Origin of the sequence: Photobacterium sp. GB-36 (genome assembly GCF_003026135.1) — a bacterium.
Classification (GTDB): domain Bacteria; phylum Pseudomonadota; class Gammaproteobacteria; order Enterobacterales; family Vibrionaceae; genus Photobacterium.
In genome coordinates this window covers 17,792-36,940 of record NZ_PYNY01000015.1, presented here as the reverse complement: position 1 = coordinate 36,940, position 19,149 = coordinate 17,792, and the positions used below count along the sequence as shown (strand labels likewise).

At 41.8% G+C, this 19,149-nt stretch carries 18 protein-coding genes; 10 read left to right on the top strand and 8 right to left on the bottom strand.

All coding sequences use genetic code 11. The features are described 5' to 3' along the window. The first annotated feature begins 11 nt into the window (after window positions 1–11). From C9J46_RS13805 to C9J46_RS13760, 10 genes are all read left to right on the top strand, one after another. Window positions 12–521, top strand: a complete 510-nt coding sequence (locus C9J46_RS13805; protein WP_107207717.1) for an OmpH family outer membrane protein — start codon at window positions 12–14, stop codon at window positions 519–521. A 113-nt stretch (window positions 522–634) separates the two neighbouring features. After that, window positions 635–1,663, top strand: a complete 1,029-nt coding sequence (gene lpxD / locus C9J46_RS13800) for a UDP-3-O-(3-hydroxymyristoyl)glucosamine N-acyltransferase (RefSeq protein WP_107291062.1) — start codon at window positions 635–637, stop codon at window positions 1,661–1,663. A gap of 93 nt (window positions 1,664–1,756) precedes the next feature. Beyond that, window positions 1,757–2,212, top strand: a complete 456-nt coding sequence (gene fabZ, locus C9J46_RS13795; protein WP_005371673.1) for a 3-hydroxyacyl-ACP dehydratase FabZ — start codon at window positions 1,757–1,759, stop codon at window positions 2,210–2,212. Further along, window positions 2,209–2,997, top strand: a complete 789-nt coding sequence (lpxA, locus tag C9J46_RS13790) for an acyl-ACP--UDP-N-acetylglucosamine O-acyltransferase (protein WP_107207715.1) — start codon at window positions 2,209–2,211, stop codon at window positions 2,995–2,997. Before fabZ ends, lpxA begins: the two co-directional genes overlap by 4 nt. Then, complete coding sequence (gene lpxB / locus C9J46_RS13785) at window positions 2,997–4,139, top strand: lipid-A-disaccharide synthase (protein ID WP_107291061.1); 1,143 nt, start codon at window positions 2,997–2,999, stop codon at window positions 4,137–4,139. The genes lpxA and lpxB overlap by 1 nt, the downstream gene beginning before the upstream one ends. A 1-nt stretch (window position 4,140) precedes the next feature. Then, entirely contained in the window at window positions 4,141–4,752 is a 612-nt protein-coding gene (gene rnhB / locus C9J46_RS13780; RefSeq protein WP_107287845.1) for a ribonuclease HII, read from the top strand. 128 nt (window positions 4,753–4,880) lie between these two features. Next, window positions 4,881–8,360, top strand: coding sequence for a DNA polymerase III subunit alpha (gene dnaE / locus C9J46_RS13775; RefSeq protein ID WP_107207713.1), 3,480 nt, complete (start codon window positions 4,881–4,883; stop codon window positions 8,358–8,360). Between the two features lie 70 nt (window positions 8,361–8,430). Then, window positions 8,431–9,390 (top strand): acetyl-CoA carboxylase carboxyl transferase subunit alpha, encoded by a 960-nt coding sequence (accA, locus tag C9J46_RS13770; protein WP_107291060.1) that lies wholly within the window; start codon window positions 8,431–8,433, stop codon window positions 9,388–9,390. A 104-nt stretch (window positions 9,391–9,494) separates the two neighbouring features. Next, entirely contained in the window at window positions 9,495–10,811 is a 1,317-nt protein-coding gene (gene tilS, locus C9J46_RS13765) for a tRNA lysidine(34) synthetase TilS (RefSeq protein WP_107291059.1), read from the top strand. Window positions 10,812–11,066: 255 nt separating this feature from the next. Then, complete coding sequence (locus C9J46_RS13760) at window positions 11,067–12,278, top strand: aromatic amino acid transport family protein (RefSeq protein WP_107261063.1); 1,212 nt, start codon at window positions 11,067–11,069, stop codon at window positions 12,276–12,278. Between the two features lie 51 nt (window positions 12,279–12,329). On the opposite strand, the gene C9J46_RS13755 is transcribed toward C9J46_RS13760, so the two are convergent. From C9J46_RS13755 to metN, 8 genes are all read right to left on the bottom strand, one after another. Further along, window positions 12,330–12,518, bottom strand: coding sequence for a DUF4250 domain-containing protein (locus C9J46_RS13755; RefSeq protein ID WP_107207710.1), 189 nt, complete (start codon window positions 12,516–12,518; stop codon window positions 12,330–12,332). Continuing rightward, the gene (locus C9J46_RS13750) at window positions 12,518–12,724 is read right to left on the bottom strand and encodes a YaeP family protein (RefSeq protein ID WP_107207709.1); all 207 of its coding nucleotides are present in this window, start codon (window positions 12,722–12,724) and stop codon (window positions 12,518–12,520) included. Before C9J46_RS13750 ends, C9J46_RS13755 begins: the two co-directional genes overlap by 1 nt. A gap of 134 nt (window positions 12,725–12,858) precedes the next feature. After that, window positions 12,859–13,716 carry a GGDEF domain-containing protein gene (locus C9J46_RS13745; protein WP_107207708.1) on the bottom strand — a complete coding sequence of 286 codons (858 nt, stop codon included), beginning with the start codon at window positions 13,714–13,716 and terminating at the stop codon, window positions 12,859–12,861. Between the two features lie 194 nt (window positions 13,717–13,910). Continuing rightward, window positions 13,911–15,626, bottom strand: a complete 1,716-nt coding sequence (locus C9J46_RS13740; RefSeq protein WP_107207707.1) for a proline--tRNA ligase — start codon at window positions 15,624–15,626, stop codon at window positions 13,911–13,913. Between the two features lie 126 nt (window positions 15,627–15,752). Beyond that, window positions 15,753–16,454, bottom strand: a complete 702-nt coding sequence (tsaA, locus tag C9J46_RS13735; RefSeq protein WP_107207706.1) for a tRNA (N6-threonylcarbamoyladenosine(37)-N6)-methyltransferase TrmO — start codon at window positions 16,452–16,454, stop codon at window positions 15,753–15,755. Between the two features lie 103 nt (window positions 16,455–16,557). Beyond that, window positions 16,558–17,373, bottom strand: coding sequence for a MetQ/NlpA family lipoprotein (locus tag C9J46_RS13730; RefSeq protein ID WP_107247525.1), 816 nt, complete (start codon window positions 17,371–17,373; stop codon window positions 16,558–16,560). A gap of 42 nt (window positions 17,374–17,415) precedes the next feature. Next, window positions 17,416–18,102 carry a methionine ABC transporter permease gene (locus tag C9J46_RS13725; RefSeq protein WP_107207704.1) on the bottom strand — a complete coding sequence of 229 codons (687 nt, stop codon included), beginning with the start codon at window positions 18,100–18,102 and terminating at the stop codon, window positions 17,416–17,418. Then, window positions 18,092–19,126, bottom strand: a complete 1,035-nt coding sequence (gene metN, locus C9J46_RS13720) for a methionine ABC transporter ATP-binding protein MetN (RefSeq protein WP_107247526.1) — start codon at window positions 19,124–19,126, stop codon at window positions 18,092–18,094. The genes C9J46_RS13725 and metN overlap by 11 nt, the downstream gene beginning before the upstream one ends. Between the last annotated feature and the right edge of the window lie 23 nt (window positions 19,127–19,149).

Here is a 19,149-nt window from a genome sequence, read left to right as displayed (position 1 = left end):
GGAGAGAACTTTTGAAACAATGGATTAAAGCAGCAAGTCTTGGCTTGGTAATTCTATCTTCGTCTATGTACGCAAATGCAGCGGAAGCTGCTCAAAAAATTGGTTACGTATCTACTGGTCAAGCAATGTCTGAGTTAGCTCAGCGTTACAAGGTTCAAGAGAAGTTAAAGAAAGAATTCAGTGGTCGTGTTGCGGCTCTACGTTCTATCGAAACTAAGATGAAGACCAAGATTGATAAATTGAAGCGTGATGGTGAACTAATGAGTTCAGATCAACGTCAAAAGCTTCAACGCGAGCTTGCTCAACTTGATTCTGATTACAAACTAAAAGCACAAGCACTTGCTGAAGATCAACGCCGTCGTGGTATGGAAGAAGAGCAGAAGCTTGTTAAGAAAATCCGTACAGCGATTGATACAGTAGCAGAGAAAAACGGTTATAACATCGTGCTAGACGCACAAGCTGTTTTATTCGCAAATAAGAAAGATGATCTTTCTTCTAAAGTGATTGCTGCGGTAAAATAATCAGTAATATGAAGCAATAATGATTGGTATATCGTTATTTTCACGATATACCAGTTTTTAGTGTATCTAACAGCCACTTTTGTGGCTGTTGTTACAATAGGTATAAGGTAAATATGGCTGCAATCACACTTGCTAAACTAGCTGAAAAATTAGGTGCAGAGCTTCAAGGCGACGGCTCGGTGGAAATTCATTCTATTGCTGGGATGAGCAAGGCAGTGGAAGGTCAAATAACGTTCCTTTCTGATAGCAAATACCGTAAGCAACTTGCTGATTGCAAGGCTGATGCAGTAATGCTACGAGAAGCGGATGTCGAATTCTTCCAAGGTAATGCACTGGTTGTAAAAGATCCTTACTTAAGCTACGCATTAGTTGCACAACTATTAGATACAACGCCAGCAGCAGCAACCGAGATAGCGGCATCTGCATTTGTAGATCCAACGGCTACGCTTGGTAATAACGTTGCTATTGGCCATAACGCAGTGATTGAAGCGGGTGTTACCTTAGGTAATAACGTGCAAATTGGTGCAGGTTGTTTTATCGGTAAAAATGTGGTCATTGGTGATAACACTAAATTATGGGCCAATGTCACTATCTACCACAATGTAAAGTTAGGTAGCGATTGTTTAGTGCAATCAAGCACGGTTATTGGTGCCGATGGTTTCGGTTATGCGAATGATAAAGGTGAGTGGGTAAAAATCCCTCAACTAGGCTCTGTGCGTATTGGTAATCGTGTCGAAATTGGTTCATGTACGACGATTGACCGTGGTGCACTCGATGACACCATTATTGAAGACAATGTGATCATTGATAACCAAATGCAAATCGCCCATAACGTGCAGATCGGATATGGTACAGCGATGGCGGGTGGTACAATTGTCGCTGGTAGCACCAAAATTGGTAAATATTGTATTATTGGTGGTGCATCAGTATTAAATGGCCATATCAACATTGCTGATGGTGTAACCATCACTGGTATGGGGATGGTAATGCGAAGTATTGAAGAAAAAGGCATGTACTCTTCAGGTATTCCATTACAAACAAACCGCGAATGGCGTAAAACTGCAACGCGTGTTCATCGTATTGATGATATGAACAAACGTTTAAAAGCTGTTGAAAAAGAACTCGCAGCGAAAGGTAAGTAAGTTTTTACGTTTAATTGATGTGCCTACCTTGTGTAGGCCGTTTTGCATTGATATTGAATATTATTTTATTCTTTCTAATACAGGTATTTAGTTTTGACCAGCGAAAATAAGACGCTAAACATCACAGAAATTCAGGAACTGCTTCCTCATCGTTATCCTTTCTTAATGATTGACCGTGTTACTAATTATGATGAAGGCAAAACGTTAACAGCAATCAAAAATGTTTCTGTCAATGAGCCTCAATTTACTGGTCATTTCCCTAATATGCCGGTATTTCCAGGTGTAATGATTTTAGAAGCGATGGCACAAGCAACAGGTCTACTTGCATTTAAAACCTTTGGTGCGCCTGCTGAAAATGAACTGTACTACTTTGCAAGTATCGATAAAGCAAAGTTTCGTAAGCCTGTAGGTCCTGGTGATCAGCTTATTTTAGATGTTGAATTTATCAAAGAGCGTCGCGGTATTGCGCTATTTAATGGCGTAGCAACAGTTGACGGCGAAGTGGTATGTTCAGCTGAACTTAAATGTGCACGACGAGTATTCTCATGATCCATGAAACCGCACAAATTCATCCGTCAGCAGTGATTGAAGACGGTGTAAAGATTGGCGCTAATGTTAAAGTTGGTCCCTTCACTTATATTGCCACTGATGTTGAAATTGGTGAAGGCACTGAAGTGATGTCACACGTTGTGATTAAAGGTCCAACGGTGATCGGTAAAGACAACCGTATATTCCCATTCGCCGTGATCGGTGAAGAGTGCCAAGATAAGAAATATCAAGGCGAAGCAACACGTCTTGTGATTGGTGATCGCAATGTGATCCGTGAAAGTGTTCAAATGCATCGCGGCACAGTACAAGATAAAGGTGTGACTATCGTAGGTAGTGATAACCTTTTCTGTGTCAATGTACATATTGCGCATGATTGTGTTGTGGGCGATAACATTATCATGGGCAATAACGCGACATTAGCAGGTCACGTAACAGTTGAAGATTACGCGATTATTTCTGCACTATCGCCAGTACACCAATTCTGTACTGTCGGCGCACATAGTTTTATCGGCGGCGGCTCTATTGTTGTTCAAGATGTGCCACCATTTGTAATGGCGCAAGGTAACCACGCGAAACCGTTCGGTATTAATATCGAAGGCTTAAAGCGTCGTGGTTTTGAAAAACCAGAATTACATGCTATTCGTCGTGCATATAAAGAAATTTACCGTTCAGGTAAAACGCTAGCTGAAGTAAAACCTGTACTTGAAGAAATGAGTAAAGATTATCCTTCAATTGGCTTATTCCTGAAACTATTTGAAAACTCGACACGCGGTATTATTCGCTAATGACGAAGCCACTTCGAATAGGAATTGTCGCCGGAGAAATCTCCGGCGATATTTTAGGTGCAGGTTTTATTAAAGCTGTTAAAGCCAAATACCCAGATGCTGAATTTGTTGGTGTTGCAGGTCCTCGTATGCAGGCAGAAGGCTGTGAAGCGCTGTTTGATATGGAAGAGCTCGCGGTGATGGGGATTGTTGAAGTATTAGGTCGCTTACCTCGCTTATTTAAGGTCAAAGCAGAGCTTGTTAAATACTTTAGCGATAACCCGCCAGACGTTTTTGTTGGTATAGATGCCCCTGATTTTAACTTACGCCTAGAAAAAGATTTAAAAGAAAGCGGTATTAAAACCGTGCATTATGTCAGCCCATCGGTATGGGCATGGCGCCAAAAGCGTATCTTTAAAATCGAAGCTGCCACCAACCTTGTGCTTGCTTTCTTGCCATTCGAAAAAGCGTTTTACGATAAGTTTAATGTTCCTTGTGAGTTCGTCGGGCACACCATGGCAGATGCTATTCCATTGCAAACCGACCAAGGTGCTGCACAAAGATTATTAGGCCTAGATCCTGATAAACGATGGCTTGCGGTATTACCCGGTAGCCGAGGTAGCGAAATGGAAATGCTCGCGCCACCGTTTATCGATACGTGTAAAAAGCTTAAGGCTAAACATCCTGATTTAGGTTTTGTCGTTGCACTGGTTAATCAAAAACGTCGAGCACAATTTGAGCAAGCGTGGCAACAAACGGCACCGGATCTTGATTTCGTGCTGGTGGATGATACTGCTCGTAATGTAATGATTGCTTCAGATGCTGTATTGCTCGCATCGGGTACAGTTGCATTAGAATGTATGTTAGTGAAGCGTCCGATGGTGGTGGGCTATAAAGTGAAACCATTAACGGCGTGGCTGGCTAAGAAAATGCTTAAAACTAAGTATGTTTCATTGCCAAATATTCTCGCAGATGAAGAGTTGGTCACCGAGCTTTTGCAAGAAGATTGCACGCCAGAGAAGCTCTATCACGAAGTGGATAAAATGCTATATGGTGACACTTCTGAGCTGATGTTGAAATTTGAGCAGATGCATAAAACCATTCGTTGTAATGCTGATGAGCAAGCAGCAAATGCCGTCCTTGCCTTGATTGATAGAGCGTAAAATGGCTGAGAAAAAAGAGTTTGAACCATTTGTTTACCCGCAAGCAACTTGTATTGCTGGGGTGGATGAAGTCGGTCGTGGGCCATTAGTTGGCGCAGTGGTGACTGCGGCTGTGATTTTAGATCCGAATAATCCCATTGAAGGTTTAACGGATTCTAAAAAATTGACCGAAAAAAAACGCAATTTGTTGTTTGATGAAATCAAAGAAAAAGCGTTGTCTTGGTCATTAGGTCGTTGTGAAGCGGACGAAATTGATAAGTTGAATATCTTGCAAGCAACGATGGTTGCGATGCAGCGCGCAGTAGCAGGCTTAAGTGTACAGCCAGATTACGTACTTATTGATGGTAACAAAGTACCTGAATTACCGATGGCGGCACAGGCTGTGGTGAAAGGGGATTTACGTGTTGCAGAGATCAGTGCCGCGTCCATTATTGCTAAAGTGACCCGTGATCGTGAAATGGAAATATTAGATGCTGAGTTTCCGCAGTACGGTTTTGCTAAACATAAAGGTTATCCAACCAAAGCACACTTTGAAGCATTAGAGCAATACGGCGCAATAGATCAGCATCGTAAGAGCTTTAAACCCGTAAAGCGAGTATTGGGTTTAGACTAAACGATTTTTCTTTTTACAGACTAATGGCATAGCTATTCGCTATGCCATTTTTTTGTTTGCTCAATACCTCTCATACCTTGTTTCAGGTATAATTTTCATAATTAAGTTACGTAATAAATTAGGTTGTCATGGCAGAACCACGTTTTATCCACCTTCGTGTTCATAGTGATTATTCGATGATTGACGGTTTGGCGAAAGTAAAGCCAATCGTTAAAAAGGCATCAGAACTTGGTATGCCTGCACTCGCAATGACAGACTTTACTAACCTATGTGGTTTAGTGAAGTTTTACTTTGCTGCTCATGATGCCGGAATAAAGCCAATTATCGGTGCTGATTTCAAAGTACAGTCAGCAGAGATGGGCGATGAACTATTTGAACTCACCATTCTTGCTGCCAATAATGAAGGTTATAAAAATCTTACGTTATTGATTTCTGAAGCCTACCAACGAGGTCATGTACAGCATCAGCCTGTTATTGATAAAGAGTGGCTCGTGAATCACCGTGAAGGGCTTATTATCCTATCCGGTGGTAAAAATGGTGACGTGGGTAAAGCTTTATTAAAAGGCAACCAGAACATGGTTGATAGCTTAGTTGCTTTTTATCAAACCCATTTCCCAGATAGTTACTATTTGGAATTAGTACGTACAGGGCGTGCTGATGAAGAAGCCTACCTTCACTTTGCGATTGAGCTGGCAGAAAAAGCCGATTTACCTGTTGTCGCTACCAATGATGTTCGTTTACTCACTGCCGATCAGTTTGACGCACATGAAATTCGCGTTGCTATTCATGATGGCTATACCCTTGTCGATCCCAACCGTCCGAAACTTTATAGCGCACAGCAGTATCTTCGTAGTGAAGAAGAAATGTGCGAGTTATTTGCTGATATCCCAGAAGCACTACAAAACTCAGTTGAAATCGCAAAGCGTTGTAACGTAACCGTTCGATTAGGTGAGTATTTCTTACCTAATTTCCCAACGGGTGATATGACAATTGAGGACTTCTTGATTGTTAAATCCAAAGAAGGACTCGAAGAACGTTTAGAATTTTTATTTCCCGATCCAGAAGTGCGTGCTGCTCGTCGTCCTGAATATGATGAGCGTCTAGATATCGAATTAAAAGTTGTTAACCAAATGGGATTCCCTGGTTACTTCTTGATCGTAATGGAATTCATTCAATGGTCGAAAGATAACGATGTACCAGTAGGCCCTGGCCGTGGTTCAGGTGCGGGCTCATTGGTTGCTTACGCGCTGAAAATCACCGATCTAGATCCGCTGGAGTTTGACTTACTTTTCGAGCGATTCTTGAACCCTGAACGTGTTTCCATGCCCGATTTCGATATCGATTTCTGTATGGATAAGCGTGATTTGGTTATCGATCACGTGGCTGAAATGTATGGTCGTGATGCGGTATCACAGATTATTACGTTCGGTACTATGGCAGCCAAAGCGGTTATCCGCGATGTTGGTCGTGTGCTAGGTCACCCGTATGGTTTTGTTGATCGCATTTCAAAGTTAGTGCCAGCAGAGCCTGGGATGACACTCGCCAAAGCGTTTGATGCCGAACCTCAATTAGGTCAAGCCTATGATGCGGATGAAGAAGTTCGCGACTTGATTGATATGTGTCGCATTCTTGAAGGGGTAACGCGTAACGCAGGTAAACACGCTGGTGGTGTGGTTATCTCGCCAACAACCATCACCGACTTTGCTCCCTTATATTGTGATGCAGAGGGTAATAACCCCGTTACTCAGTTTGATAAAAATGATGTTGAAACTGCGGGTTTAGTTAAATTCGACTTCTTAGGTTTACGTACATTAACCATTATTGATTGGGCATTAGCGCTAATTAATCCACGTTTGGTTGAACAAGGCAAAGAGCCTATAAATATCGCAGCGATTCCAATGGATGATCCTAAATCCTTTGCGATGTTGCAGCGCTCAGAATCAACTGCGGTATTCCAGCTCGAATCCCGTGGTATGAAAGATCTGATCAAACGTCTTCAACCCGACTGTTTTGAAGATATGATCGCTCTGGTGGCACTATTCCGTCCCGGCCCGTTGCAATCAGGCATGGTAGATAACTTTATTGACCGTAAACATGGTCGAGAAGCGGTTTCTTATCCTGATGAAAAATGGCAACATGAGTCATTAAAAGAAATTCTCGATCCGACTTACGGCATTATCTTGTACCAAGAGCAGGTAATGCAGATCGCGCAGGTGCTGGCGGGTTATACCCTTGGCGGCGCGGATATGCTTCGTCGTGCGATGGGTAAGAAAAAGCCTGAAGAAATGGCGAAACAGCGAGCCGTGTTCGAAGAAGGCTCGATAAAAAATGGCGTTGATGGCGAGCTATCAATGAAAATCTTTGACTTGGTAGAGAAATTTGCCGGTTACGGATTTAACAAATCGCACTCAGCCGCCTATGCCTTGGTGTCTTACCAAACCCTATGGCTAAAAGCACATTACCCTGCCGAATTTATGGCTGCGGTAATGACAGCCGACATGGATAATACGGACAAGATCATTAGCTTGGTTGACGAATGTCACCGTATGAAGCTAAAGCTGCTGCCGCCGGATGTTAATAAAGGTTTATATCGTTTTAATGTTGATGAAGACGGTGCCGTTGTTTACGGTATCGGTGCGGTAAAAGGGGTCGGTGAAGGCCCGATTGAAAATATTATTAGTGCCCGTGAAAAAGGTGGCCACTTTAAAGATTTATTTGATTTCTGTGCCCGTATTGATACTAAAAAAGTCAATAAACGTGTCTTAGAGAAACTGATTAAGTCGGGTGCGATGGATCGTTTAGGGCCTAATCGTGCAGCGATGTTGGCAACTTTAGATGATGCGATAAAAGCCGCGAGTCAGCACCACCAAGCCGAAGCCTTTGGTCAAGCCGACATGTTTGGCGTATTAACGGCCGCCCCTGAAGAAGTTGAGAATAAGTATGCTAATATCCCTGAAGCACCAGATAAAGTCTGGTTGGAAGGGGAACGTGAAACATTAGGCTTATACCTAACAGGTCACCCTATAAATGCGTATCTCTCAGAATTAAAACATTACACCACATGGCGTTTAAAAGATGCGCAGCAAACAGGACGTGATAAGGTAGCGTCTGTTGCTGGGCTTGTTATTGCCGCCCGTGTAATGACAACCAAACGTGGGACCAGAATTGGTTTAATGACGCTTGATGATCGTTCAGGTCGAATGGAAGTCATGCTATTCTCTGATGCCTTAGATCGTTATATTGATCTGCTTGAAAAAGATAAAATTGTGGTGATATCAGGACAGGTCAGCTTTGATGATTTCAATGGTGGCCTTAGAATGTCTGCACGTGAAGTGCTCGATATATCAGAAGCGAGAGAAAAGCATCTCCGTGGTCTTGCTATATCTGTAACAGAACAGCAGATTGATGAGCAGTTTTTTGCCCGTTTCAGCCAAGTGTTGGAACCACACAGAGCAGGTACTGTGCCTGTTAATGTGTACTATCAGCGCTCGAATGCCCGTGCCAAACTCACTTTAGGAACAGAATGGCGAATAACGCCAGCCGATCAATTAATATCGGATCTAAAAACACTCCTAGGTGATAAGCAGGTCGAGCTTGAGTTTAATTAAATGCGCTTAATGTTTATGATAGGGTAGTTAAGTCCCTATCATCATCATAAGCAAAAGGATTTTAAGTGGTATGAGCCTGAACTTCCTCGAGTTTGAACAACCGATTGCAGAGCTAGAAGCAAAAATTGAAGCATTACGTGATGTATCTCGTCGTGATGAGTCTAATTCGGTTGATCTAGAAAAAGAAATTGAGCAACTAGAAAAGAAAAGCCTAGAGCTTACCAAGAAAATCTTTGGTGATCTTGGTGCATGGCAGGTTGCGCAACTCGCACGCCATCCTCAGCGCCCATATACTTTTGATTATGTCGAGCACATGTTCGAAGAGTTTGATGAATTGGCAGGCGATCGCGCGTTTGCTGATGATAAAGCGTTAGTCGGTGGTATTGCCCGTATTGATGGCCGTCCTGTTATGGTGATTGGTCATCAAAAAGGCCGTGGTACGACTGAGAAGGTGAAGCGTAACTTTGGCATGCCTAAACCAGAAGGTTACCGTAAAGCATTACGTTTAATGAAAATGGCAGAGAGCTTTAATATGCCTGTGATTACCTTCATTGATACAGCTGGTGCATATCCTGGTGTCGGCGCTGAAGAGCGTGGTCAATCAGAAGCTATCGCGATGAACCTAAAAGTTATGTCTGGCTTGAAAGTGCCTGTTATCTGTAATGTGGTGGGTGAAGGCGGCTCTGGCGGCGCATTAGCGATCGGTGTGGGTGATTGCGTTAATATGCTGCAATATTCAACCTACTCTGTTATTTCACCAGAAGGTTGTGCATCAATCTTATGGCGTGATTCAGACAAAGCACCGCAAGCGGCTGAAGCAATGGGTATGACAGCTCCTCGCTTAAAAGAGTTGGAGCTGATTGATAACATCATTGAAGAGCCACTGGGTGGCGCTCACCGTAATGTGTTACTAATGGCAAATACATTAAAAGCACAACTTAAGGCAACATTGGCTGAACTGGATGAATTAGATACTGAGACGTTACTTGAACGTCGTTATCAGCGTCTAATGAGTTATGGTTACTGCTAAAAAGTTGGTGTAACGTTTAGTAAAAGGTCAGCAATTAAGCTGGCCTTTTTTGTTTTTCCCATTTAGTGCTTTGATAGGCTGCGATAGACTATAGTTTTCTCTTAATGTTGAAAGATATCATGTTGTATTCTGCTTTTTGTCGTCAATTATTGACTCATCTCCCTGCAAGCAAACGGTTTGTTCTTGCTTTTAGTGGTGGGCTCGATTCTCGTGTACTGCTTGATTTAATAGCGCGATTTATTACACAAAATCCAGAATATAGCTGTCATGCCGTTTATGTACATCATGGGTTAAGCACTAATGCTGATATATGGGCTGATAAGTGTGTGGTTTGGGCTAAAAGTGCCGGCATTAGCTGTGATGTTGAACGTGTAAAAGTGCTAACAGGAAACCGAATTAGCCTTGAGCAAGCTGCACGAGAAGCGCGGTATAACATTTTAGCGCAACACGTCAACATGGGTGACATGCTATTAACCGCTCAACATAGTGACGATCAGATTGAAACTTTTCTATTGGCATTAAAGCGCGGGAGTGGCCCTGCTGGATTAGCAGCGATGCCAATGATACTCCCTTTTGCTAAAGGGACGCATTTAAGACCATTACTCAATATTACTCGTGCTGATATTGAGCAATACGGATTGGAGCACAAACTCTCTTGGGTTGAAGATGAAAGTAACCAAGATGAGCGTTATGATCGCAATTTTATTCGCCACCAAATAACGCCTCGTCTAGTTGAACGTTGGCCAAGTATTCATAAATCAGTCGCACGAAGTAGCGCATTGTGCGGTGAGCAAGAAGCATTACTAGCTGAGTTATTAGCCACCCAACTTGCTCAAGCGATCCAAGCTGATGGTAGCTTACTGCTTGCTTCTGATGTGACTCAACGTGTCGGTATGGCGTTAATTCGTCAATGGTTAAAAAAACAATCAGTCTTAATGCCATCGTTAGCACAGCTTGAACAGATTTGGTTTAACGTAGTTCAGGCAAAAGAAGATGCGAATCCTAAACTGTGTTGGGCAAATGTTGAAGTGCGTCGCTATCAAAAGAAGTTATATTTACTGCGGCAGTGGGATGATATTAGCCAGTGGAAAAACAATATTGATTTAGATTCTCCTTGCCAGCTACCGCAAAACTTAGGGACGCTGGTTTTAAGCCAAGAGGGTGATTATCCTTTATTAAGACAGCCTAAATCTGATGAGTCTATAACCGTGCGCTTTCACTATCAAGGTGATGCTATAAAACCTGTAGGGCGATGTGGCAGCAGAAAATTAAAAAAACTTTATCAAGAATATAATGTGCCAAGTTGGTTACGCAGCCGTACGCCTCTTATCTTTTATGGCGATAAACTTGCTGCTGTAGCGGGGTATTTTGTCGTCTCTGAGTTTTCTGGTCATGATATTACAATTGCTCTTAATTCTTAAAAAAGACAAATAGGGCATTATTTTCCTAGTAAGTTCAAGCACCCTATCTTTCATCGAAATATTATTTACTTTGCACCGTAATATATTATTTATTACGGTGTTTTTTATGCTTTTAAATCATGTTTTGTGAAGAAGGATATATAGCTAATTTTTATTATGTTGTTTTTTTAGCCTGCTTAGTAACTTTTTATTGCGATAAAATACAAAAGGTATTAGTGTACTAGTCTACTGATACGACAGTTGGAAGGGAAAGAAATGAGCAAACCATCGACACTTGGCGGAGCGTGTATTATTGCAAGCGTTTGTGTAGGCGCGGGCATGTTAGGTTTACCGAGTGCTGGGGCGGGTGCATGGACATTCTGGAGCGTTATTGCAATATCTTTAACCATGGTTATGATGACATTATCAGGCTGGTTATTATTAGAAGCGCTTAAGCATTATGATTTTAAAGTGTCTTTTAATACCATCACAAAAGATGTACTTAATACTAAAATTAATATTATTAATAATCTGTCATTATACTTTGTTGGTGGTATTTTGCTTTATGCCTATATTTCATCATCAGGTATGATTTTTAGTAATATATTAGGGATTGATAGTAAGTTAGCTTCTATTTTATTTGTCGCAATCAGTTCAACCTTTGTTCTGCACTCAACGCGTGCGGTTGATCGTATTTCTATTTTACTGATTGTTTTTATGTTGGTGAGTTTCTTAATTGGAATTTCAGGACTAGCGACGCATATCAAAGTTCCTGTTTTACTGGATACAACTCACTTACATGCCAGCTATTCTCCTTATGCGTTAGCACTATTACCTATAGCATTAACTTCTTTTGGTTACCACCATTCGGTGAGCACAATGCGCGACTATTACCGCGATGAATACCAAGCTAAAAATGCGATTCTAGGTGGCACATTTATCGCGTTAGGTTTCTATTTAGTGTGGGTGATTTGTATTTTTGGCAACTTACCTCGTGATGCATTTGGTCCTGTGGTTTCGGCTGGTGGTGGTATTGATGCTTTAACGCAAGCACTTGATAGCGTTATTGACTCAAACAGCATTAAACAAGCAATCCGTATTTTTTCGATTGCCGCTGTTGTTTCTTCGTTTATCGGAGTTGGTTTGGGGGTTTTTGATTATTTGGCCGATTTATTTGGCTTTGAAGATTCAAAACAAGGACGCTTGAAGACGTGGGCTATCACTTTCTTACCACCGCTGATCCTTTCATTATTTGCACCACTGGGTTTCTTGTCTGCGATTGGTTTAGCCGGTGCTGCTGCAACGATTTGGGCGTGTATTATTCCTGCTTTATTAGCGAAAAAGACTCGTCAATGCAAAGAAAAGAAAGATGGGTTTGTTGTGCCTGGCGGTAATGTGACGGTATATGTTGTGATTGGCTTTGGTGTGGTGACCGCAATCTTCCACATTATGGCGATGGCAAATTTACTGCCGATCTTTAAAGGCTAATACGGGTTTAACCTAAAAATAAAACGGAAGCTTTAAGCTTCCGTTTTTTGTTTAGCGAAATTGTTTAACTTCAGGCAAGTATTCAAAGCCAGCACTTGCAAGTTTATCGATCAGCTTTTGGCGATCAATCTCGTAGAATTTAACGAGTTCATCGAGATCTTGAAAGTCATCACGGATCTTCATGTTGACAATACTCATTAACATGATGGGATCCATGCTTTCAAATTTAGCTAAATCCATTATTTGTCCTCATGATCACTGATTAATAAGTTTGCTGCAGCAAACGCTGCACGCTCACGGACTTCAAGCGGTAAATTAGTATCTTCGGCAATATCATTGAAGGTTTTAATTGCACAGCTAATAGCCGCAGGAATATAACCTTGATCACCACTACCAATTTGCGCGTAAGTTGCTCGGATAAGCTCACAGCATTGATAAATTTGCATCATTCATCCTTTCTAGAAAGTATTCGAAGAGAATGTAGGGGCTCACTTCGAATATACTCACTATTAACGTGGATCATCATAGCGTTAAATAAAATAAAAACGTAGGATTTATGGTGCTTAGCGCAACGAGATGATTATTTATTACGCTTGTGATGATAAAGTTTACGATCGGCACGTTCAATTAAAGACAGCATAGAATCACCTTTATTAAAGGTCGCTGTGCCATAAGAAAATCCAATATTTAAGATACCCAAGATAGGGCTTTGTTGAATATATTGGTTGATCCGTGATACCACTTTTATTTCAGAGCGAGCACTGGCAGGTTGAAGTAAAATAATAAATTCATCACCTCCAATGCGATAACAACGATCTGAAGTGCGCGTTGCAAACTTCAGTGCATTAGCAAAATCTTTAATGACTTTGTCGCCATCAAGATGACCAAAGTTATCATTCACTTGTTTAAAATTATCTAAGTCACAAATAAACAGTACCAACTCCACATCTCGTTTTTCGCTCATCGCAATAGCATGATGAATATCTTGCTCAAAACACATTCGATTACATAGCCCTGAAAGTTTATCTTTCAGTGCCATATGTTTTACTTTTTGATATTCAATCGCATTAAATAGAGGGCCTGCAAATAAACGGTGGTAGGTATGTAATAGGCTTATTTCGTCGTTATCTAACGGATAAAGAGTGGAGTAATGAAGTGAGCCTAAAGAGTTATCACCAAAGCGTAAAGCAAAGCTGTTTTGATGAGGTGTCGGTTTTCCTTGGCGGATCAATGTTGTAGTTTCATCAAGGGTCCAGACTAAACGAGCGATATCAATTTGTTTATCTAGCTCTCTGCAGAGAGGTTGAAATAACGCTTGGATCTCCAGCTTCCCTTGAAGTTTTTGCAGGATCAACAGACGTTGATCCGCAGCTAAAGGTTTTTGCTTTAGCTTAGGGGAAGGTGAGGAATGAGATCGATTAAATAAAGCCTGTTCCATTACGACAAGATCAATAACTATTTGATTTGTCACTATAGGGCATATTTTGAGCAGATCAATGATAACGGCAAGATTGTAACGGATATTTACTGTTACATAAAAAAATGGGAGTGAGTAAAATGTTTTTTTAAAATAAAGAATAGAAAAAAAGCTGCCATAACGACAGCTTTTTCAATATGTTATTAGCTTTTTACTTAAGCCATTTTTTGCTTAATAAACGCAACAACATCATTTACAGCAACGGCTTCTTTGATACCTGTGCGACGGTTTTTATATTCCATCTCACCGTTTTCAAGGCTACGGTTACCAATAACGATAGTATGTGGAATACCTAGTAGTTCGTGATCTGCAAACATTACGCCAGGGCGTTCTTTACGATCATCAAACAGTACTTCAATACCAGCAGCAGTTAGATCGGCATATAGCTTCTCTGCCGCTTCTTTTACTTCTTCTGATTTCGCCATGTTCATAGGAACAATAGAAACGTGGAATGGTGCAAGCGCATCTGGCCAGATAATGCCGTTTTCGTCATGGTTCTGTTCGATAGCTGATGCCACAACACGTGATACACCAATACCGTAACAACCCATTTCTAGAATGGTGTTTTTACCGTTAGCATCTAGCACGCCACAGTTCATCTTCTCAGAGTATGTATTACCCAGCTGGAAGATGTGACCCACTTCGATACCACGTTTTAGCATCAATGTACCTTGGCCACATGGGCTTGGATCACCTTCAACTACATTACGTAGATCTTCAACGCGATCTAGCTCAACGTCACGGCCCCAGTTGATACCAACATGGTGTTTACCATCGATGTTTGCGCCTGCAGCAAAATCGCTCATTACAGCAACAGTACGGTCAACGATAAATGGAAGCTCAAGACCGACAGGACCAAGTGAGCCAGGACCTGCGTTAACGAACTGGCGAATTTCTTCTTCAGTTGCCATTTCAAGTGGAGAAGCAACCCAGTCTAGGTTTTCAGCTTTAATTTCGTTTAATTCGTGATCACCACGAACCAATAGCGCTACGATAGGCGCATCGATTTCATCAGAAGCTTTAACAAATAAGGTCTTGATCGTTTTCTCGATAGCAATACCGTGTTGCTCAACTAACTCATCGATAGTTTTCGCATTAGGTGTATCGATAACAGACAGTTCCACTGTTGGTGCTGCACGATCGTGAGCAGGGGCTAGTGCTTCTGCTTTTTCGATGTTTGCTGCGTAGTCAGATTCAGTTGAGAATGCAATTAAGTCTTCGCCGCTTTCTGCTAATACGTGGAACTCCTGAGAGCCATTACCACCGATTGCGCCAGAGTCGGCCCATACTGGACGGTACTCAAGACCCATGCGATCGAACGCTTTACAGTAAGCGTCGTGCATTGCATCGTAAGACTTTTGTAGACCTTCTTTGTCAATGTCAAAGCTGTAAGCATCCATCATGCAGAATTCACGTGCACGCATTACGCCGAAACGTGGACGACGCTCGTCACGGAATTTAGTTTGGATTTGGTACAGGTTCAACGGAAGTTGCTTGTAAGAGCTTACTTCGTTGCGTACTAGGCTTGTGATCACTTCTTCTGCTGTTGGGCTAAGCACAAACGGACGAGTATGGCGGTCAGTAAAGCGAAGTAGTTCAGGGCCCATTTTCTCAGAGCGACCTGTTTCTTCCCATAGTTCAAACGGCTGAACAACGGGCATCAAGGTTTCGATTGCGCCTGCATTGTCGATTTCTTGGCGAACGATGTTTTCGACCTTACGCAGAACACGCAGACCTGTAGGTAGCCAGGTGTATAGACCTGAAGCCAGCTTACGGATCATACCTGCACGTAGCATTAGCTGGTGGCTAATAACTTCTGCGTCGTTTGGAGTCTCCTTCAGAGTAGAAAGAAGATAATTACTGGTACGCATTGATGGTATCCGTTGATTAATTAGATTAAAAAAGAAGGGATAAATCCCGCCCGTCAGTGATCTGACGATAGCCGAATATCTTACCAGCCTACACGCTATTCGCCAAAGATAACTGTATAAGATCTGCTACTGATTAACTTTCTCGATCTGATTAACGGTTATTTGTTGCTCTGTTACTGAGAAGTGAACATTAAAATCAAATAAATGCACCGCATATTGTTTTAGATCCGGCTTACCTTTCTTATAAGCAGGACGTGGATCTTGCGCTAAAATTTCACAGATCACGGTTTGATAATAGCTTTTGTTTTTTGCTGGTAGTTGATTGAGCGCTGTTTCACTAAAACACACGGGCATTAGATCCGGAGTGTTAGAAGCAAATCCACCTTGTGCTTGTGGCAAGCTGTCTGAATAAGGGATATAAGGCTTAATATCGATAATAGGCGTACCATCAACGAGATCAACACCACCGAGTTCAATGATCACATTACCGTTTTCATGGCGAATGCCTTTTAATTCGACCGCAGACATGCCAATGCCATTGGGGCGGAATGTGGCACGGCTAGCGAACACACCAATGCGTTCATTACCGCCCAATCGAGGCGGTCTAACGGTTGGGCGCCATCCGGCATCTAAATTCTGATCAAACAAAAATAATAACCACAAATGACTAAATTGCTCTATGCCTCTTACCGCTTCTAATGAATTTGCAGCACCTTGTAAAACAATTTCAGAACGCGCACTTGGCACTAACCCAGGCTGCCGAGGAACAGCAAATTTTTCTTTATAGGGAGAGTGGATAATGCCGATAGGTTCGATGTTATAAGACATGGAATGAAGCCAATTAAGAAGCCAAAAGAGCTGAGAATATAGCATAAAAAAGGGTAGGTGCTGAGACCTACCCGATAAGTATATGGTTAGTAGAAAGTAGGGATTACCAACCTTTTACAACACCACCATTAAAGATATTTTTCGCAGAGTTATATACATCTTCAGATTGGTACGCTTGAACAAATTTCTTCACGTTTTCCGCATTCACATTATCTGCACGAGACACAATCAGGTTGACATATGGTGATTCTTTATCTTCTACAAACACACCGTCGCGCTCAGGCGTTAAGTTAATGCTACTTGCGTAAGTGGTATTAATAACAGCCAGTGCCACATCATCTAAAGAGCGTGGCAATTGTGCCGCTTCTAGCTCTACAATCTTTAAGTTTTTCGGGTTTTCAACAATATCTAATACTGTTGCAGTTAAACCTGAACCATCTTTTAGTTTTATTAGACCTTGCTGTTGAAGTAGCAACAATGAACGACCAAGGTTGGTTGGATCGTTTGGTACTGCCACTTTATCGCCATCTTTTAGCTTATCAACAGATTTGATTGAGTTTGAGTAACCTGCAATTGGGTAAACAAATGTATTCCCCGCTACCGCAAACTTGTAACCGCGATCTTTAATTTGCTGATCAAGATATGGTTTGTGTTGGAAAGCATTAGCATCAATAGAGCCTTCTTCTAATGCCGCATTCGGTGATACGTAATCAGTAAAAGAAACTAACTCTACATCCAAGCCATATTTTTCTTTTGCTTGTTTTGCAGCAACTTCAGCAACTTGCTCTTCGGCTCCTGCCATGACGCCAATTTTTACCTTGCTATTATCAACTACGGCTTCTTTTTCACTACAGCCTGTTAGTGATAGGGCTGCAGCAACACCTGCAAGAGCAAAAACATGTTTTAGATTAAACGCCATACAACTTCTCCTTAAAATGGGGTTTTCCTTAAAGTGTTTTGATTATCGATGATCAACACGTTTTACGAGGTAATCACCGACAGATTGAATAATTTGGACCAGTACTATTAGAACGACGACTGTGATAGCCATGACGGTGCCATCGAAACGTTGGTAGCCATAACGAATACCGACATCACCTAAACCGCCACCGCCAACCGTACCCGCCATCGCGGAATAACTGACTAAGGTAACAAGGGTGATCGTCACCGCATTGATGATGCCTGGTAATGCTTCTGGTAATAGCACTTTCTTAATGATCTGTAGTGGTGTTGCTCCCATAGATTGTGCTGCTTCCACAAGGCCTGATGGAATTTCTAACAATGCCCCTTCAACTAAACGAGCAATAAAAGGAATTGCTCCTACAGCAAGAGGAACTATCGCCGCAGCAGTACCAATTGAGCTACCTACGACAAAGCGGGTAAATGGAATGATCGCAACCAGCAGAATAATAAAAGGAATAGAGCGGCCAATATTAACGATAATGCCAAGGATGTTATTAACAACGGTATTTTCTAATAAGCCATTTTTCTTCGTTAAGTGAAGGGTGACCCCCAAAGGAATACCAATAACAAAACCAATTAGCCCTGATACAAACACCATGGTTAGTGTTTGTCCTAATGCTTCAATCAGTAAATCAATCAGGCGGGTATTTTGTTGCCACCACAGGGTTAAATCATTAAGCGACATAGCCAAGCACCTCAACATTTACTTTATTTTGACGTAGAAAATTGACCGCATTCTCAACAGAGTCTTGATCACCAAAAAACTCTGCTAACATCAGTCCAAATTTTACTCCTCCCGCATAATCCATATCCGAGCTGAGAATACTGATATCTAAACCAAACTTACGTGTTACTTGGCTGATCAGTGGCGCATCAACAGAAGCACCGGTGAACTCTAAACGAATAAGAGGGTATGAGTTTTCAACTTGTGTTGGCGTCATACGAGCTTGGTAATCAGCTGGAATCGACAAATCCAATGTTGAACGAATAAAGTCTTTGGCTAATTCGGTGTTGGGGTGTGAGAAAATATCACCGACTGATCCCTGTTCAACTAATTTACCGTCACCAATAATTGCGACCTCACTACAGATACGCTTCACGACATCCATTTCATGGGTAATAAGCAAAATAGTTAGGTTTAGCTTTCGGTTAATTTCTTGCAGTAGCTCCAGAATCGAATGCGTGGTGGCAGGATCTAATGCACTGGTGGCTTCATCACAGAGTAACACTTTGGGATCAGAGGCTAACGCACGAGCAATCGCGACCCGTTGCTTTTGTCCACCACTTAAATTTGCTGGGTAGCTTTGGTGTTTATCTTCAAGACCGACTAAAGCCAGTAACTCTGTCACTTTTGTTTTTATTATCGCTTTATTGGTATTGGCTAATTCAAGAGGCAAAGCAACATTATCAAAAACTGTGCGAGATGAAAGGAGATTAAAATGTTGGAAAATCATGCCTATTTTACGACGAGCCAAAGTGAGTTTTTGGTTCGATAGAGTAGTAAGATCGATACCATCGACAATCACTTGACCATTAGAAGGGCGCTCTAACAAATTAACACAACGAATGAGGGTACTTTTCCCTGCACCGGATGAGCCAATAACCCCAAAGATAGTACCTTGCTTAATTGTAAGGTTTATATCGCTTAATGCGTTTATAGCCTTATCGCCTTGATAGAAGACTTTATTGAGTTGCTTTATTTCTATCATTGAACGTCCTGCTCCTAGATAAA

What these genes read in the sequence shown, in the direction of transcription:
- lpxD (WP_107291062.1), top strand. Translation starts at nt 635, where the DNA reads ATGGCTGCAATCACACTTGCTAAACTAGCTGAAAAATTAGGTGCAGAG.
- lpxA (WP_107207715.1), top strand. Translation starts at nt 2,209, where the DNA reads ATGATCCATGAAACCGCACAAATTCATCCGTCAGCAGTGATTGAAGAC.
- lpxB (WP_107291061.1), top strand. Translation starts at nt 2,997, where the DNA reads ATGACGAAGCCACTTCGAATAGGAATTGTCGCCGGAGAAATCTCCGGC.
- rnhB (WP_107287845.1), top strand. Translation starts at nt 4,141, where the DNA reads ATGGCTGAGAAAAAAGAGTTTGAACCATTTGTTTACCCGCAAGCAACT.
- dnaE (WP_107207713.1), top strand. Translation starts at nt 4,881, where the DNA reads ATGGCAGAACCACGTTTTATCCACCTTCGTGTTCATAGTGATTATTCG.
- accA (WP_107291060.1), top strand. Translation starts at nt 8,431, where the DNA reads ATGAGCCTGAACTTCCTCGAGTTTGAACAACCGATTGCAGAGCTAGAA.
- tilS (WP_107291059.1), top strand. Translation starts at nt 9,495, where the DNA reads ATGTTGAAAGATATCATGTTGTATTCTGCTTTTTGTCGTCAATTATTG.
- C9J46_RS13760 (WP_107261063.1), top strand. Translation starts at nt 11,067, where the DNA reads ATGAGCAAACCATCGACACTTGGCGGAGCGTGTATTATTGCAAGCGTT.
- C9J46_RS13755 (WP_107207710.1), bottom strand. Translation starts at nt 12,518, where the DNA reads ATGGATTTAGCTAAATTTGAAAGCATGGATCCCATCATGTTAATGAGT.
- C9J46_RS13750 (WP_107207709.1), bottom strand. Translation starts at nt 12,724, where the DNA reads ATGCAAATTTATCAATGCTGTGAGCTTATCCGAGCAACTTACGCGCAA.
- C9J46_RS13745 (WP_107207708.1), bottom strand. Translation starts at nt 13,716, where the DNA reads ATGGAACAGGCTTTATTTAATCGATCTCATTCCTCACCTTCCCCTAAG.
- C9J46_RS13740 (WP_107207707.1), bottom strand. Translation starts at nt 15,626, where the DNA reads ATGCGTACCAGTAATTATCTTCTTTCTACTCTGAAGGAGACTCCAAAC.
- tsaA (WP_107207706.1), bottom strand. Translation starts at nt 16,454, where the DNA reads ATGTCTTATAACATCGAACCTATCGGCATTATCCACTCTCCCTATAAA.
- C9J46_RS13730 (WP_107247525.1), bottom strand. Translation starts at nt 17,373, where the DNA reads ATGGCGTTTAATCTAAAACATGTTTTTGCTCTTGCAGGTGTTGCTGCA.
- C9J46_RS13725 (WP_107207704.1), bottom strand. Translation starts at nt 18,102, where the DNA reads ATGTCGCTTAATGATTTAACCCTGTGGTGGCAACAAAATACCCGCCTG.
- metN (WP_107247526.1), bottom strand. Translation starts at nt 19,126, where the DNA reads ATGATAGAAATAAAGCAACTCAATAAAGTCTTCTATCAAGGCGATAAG.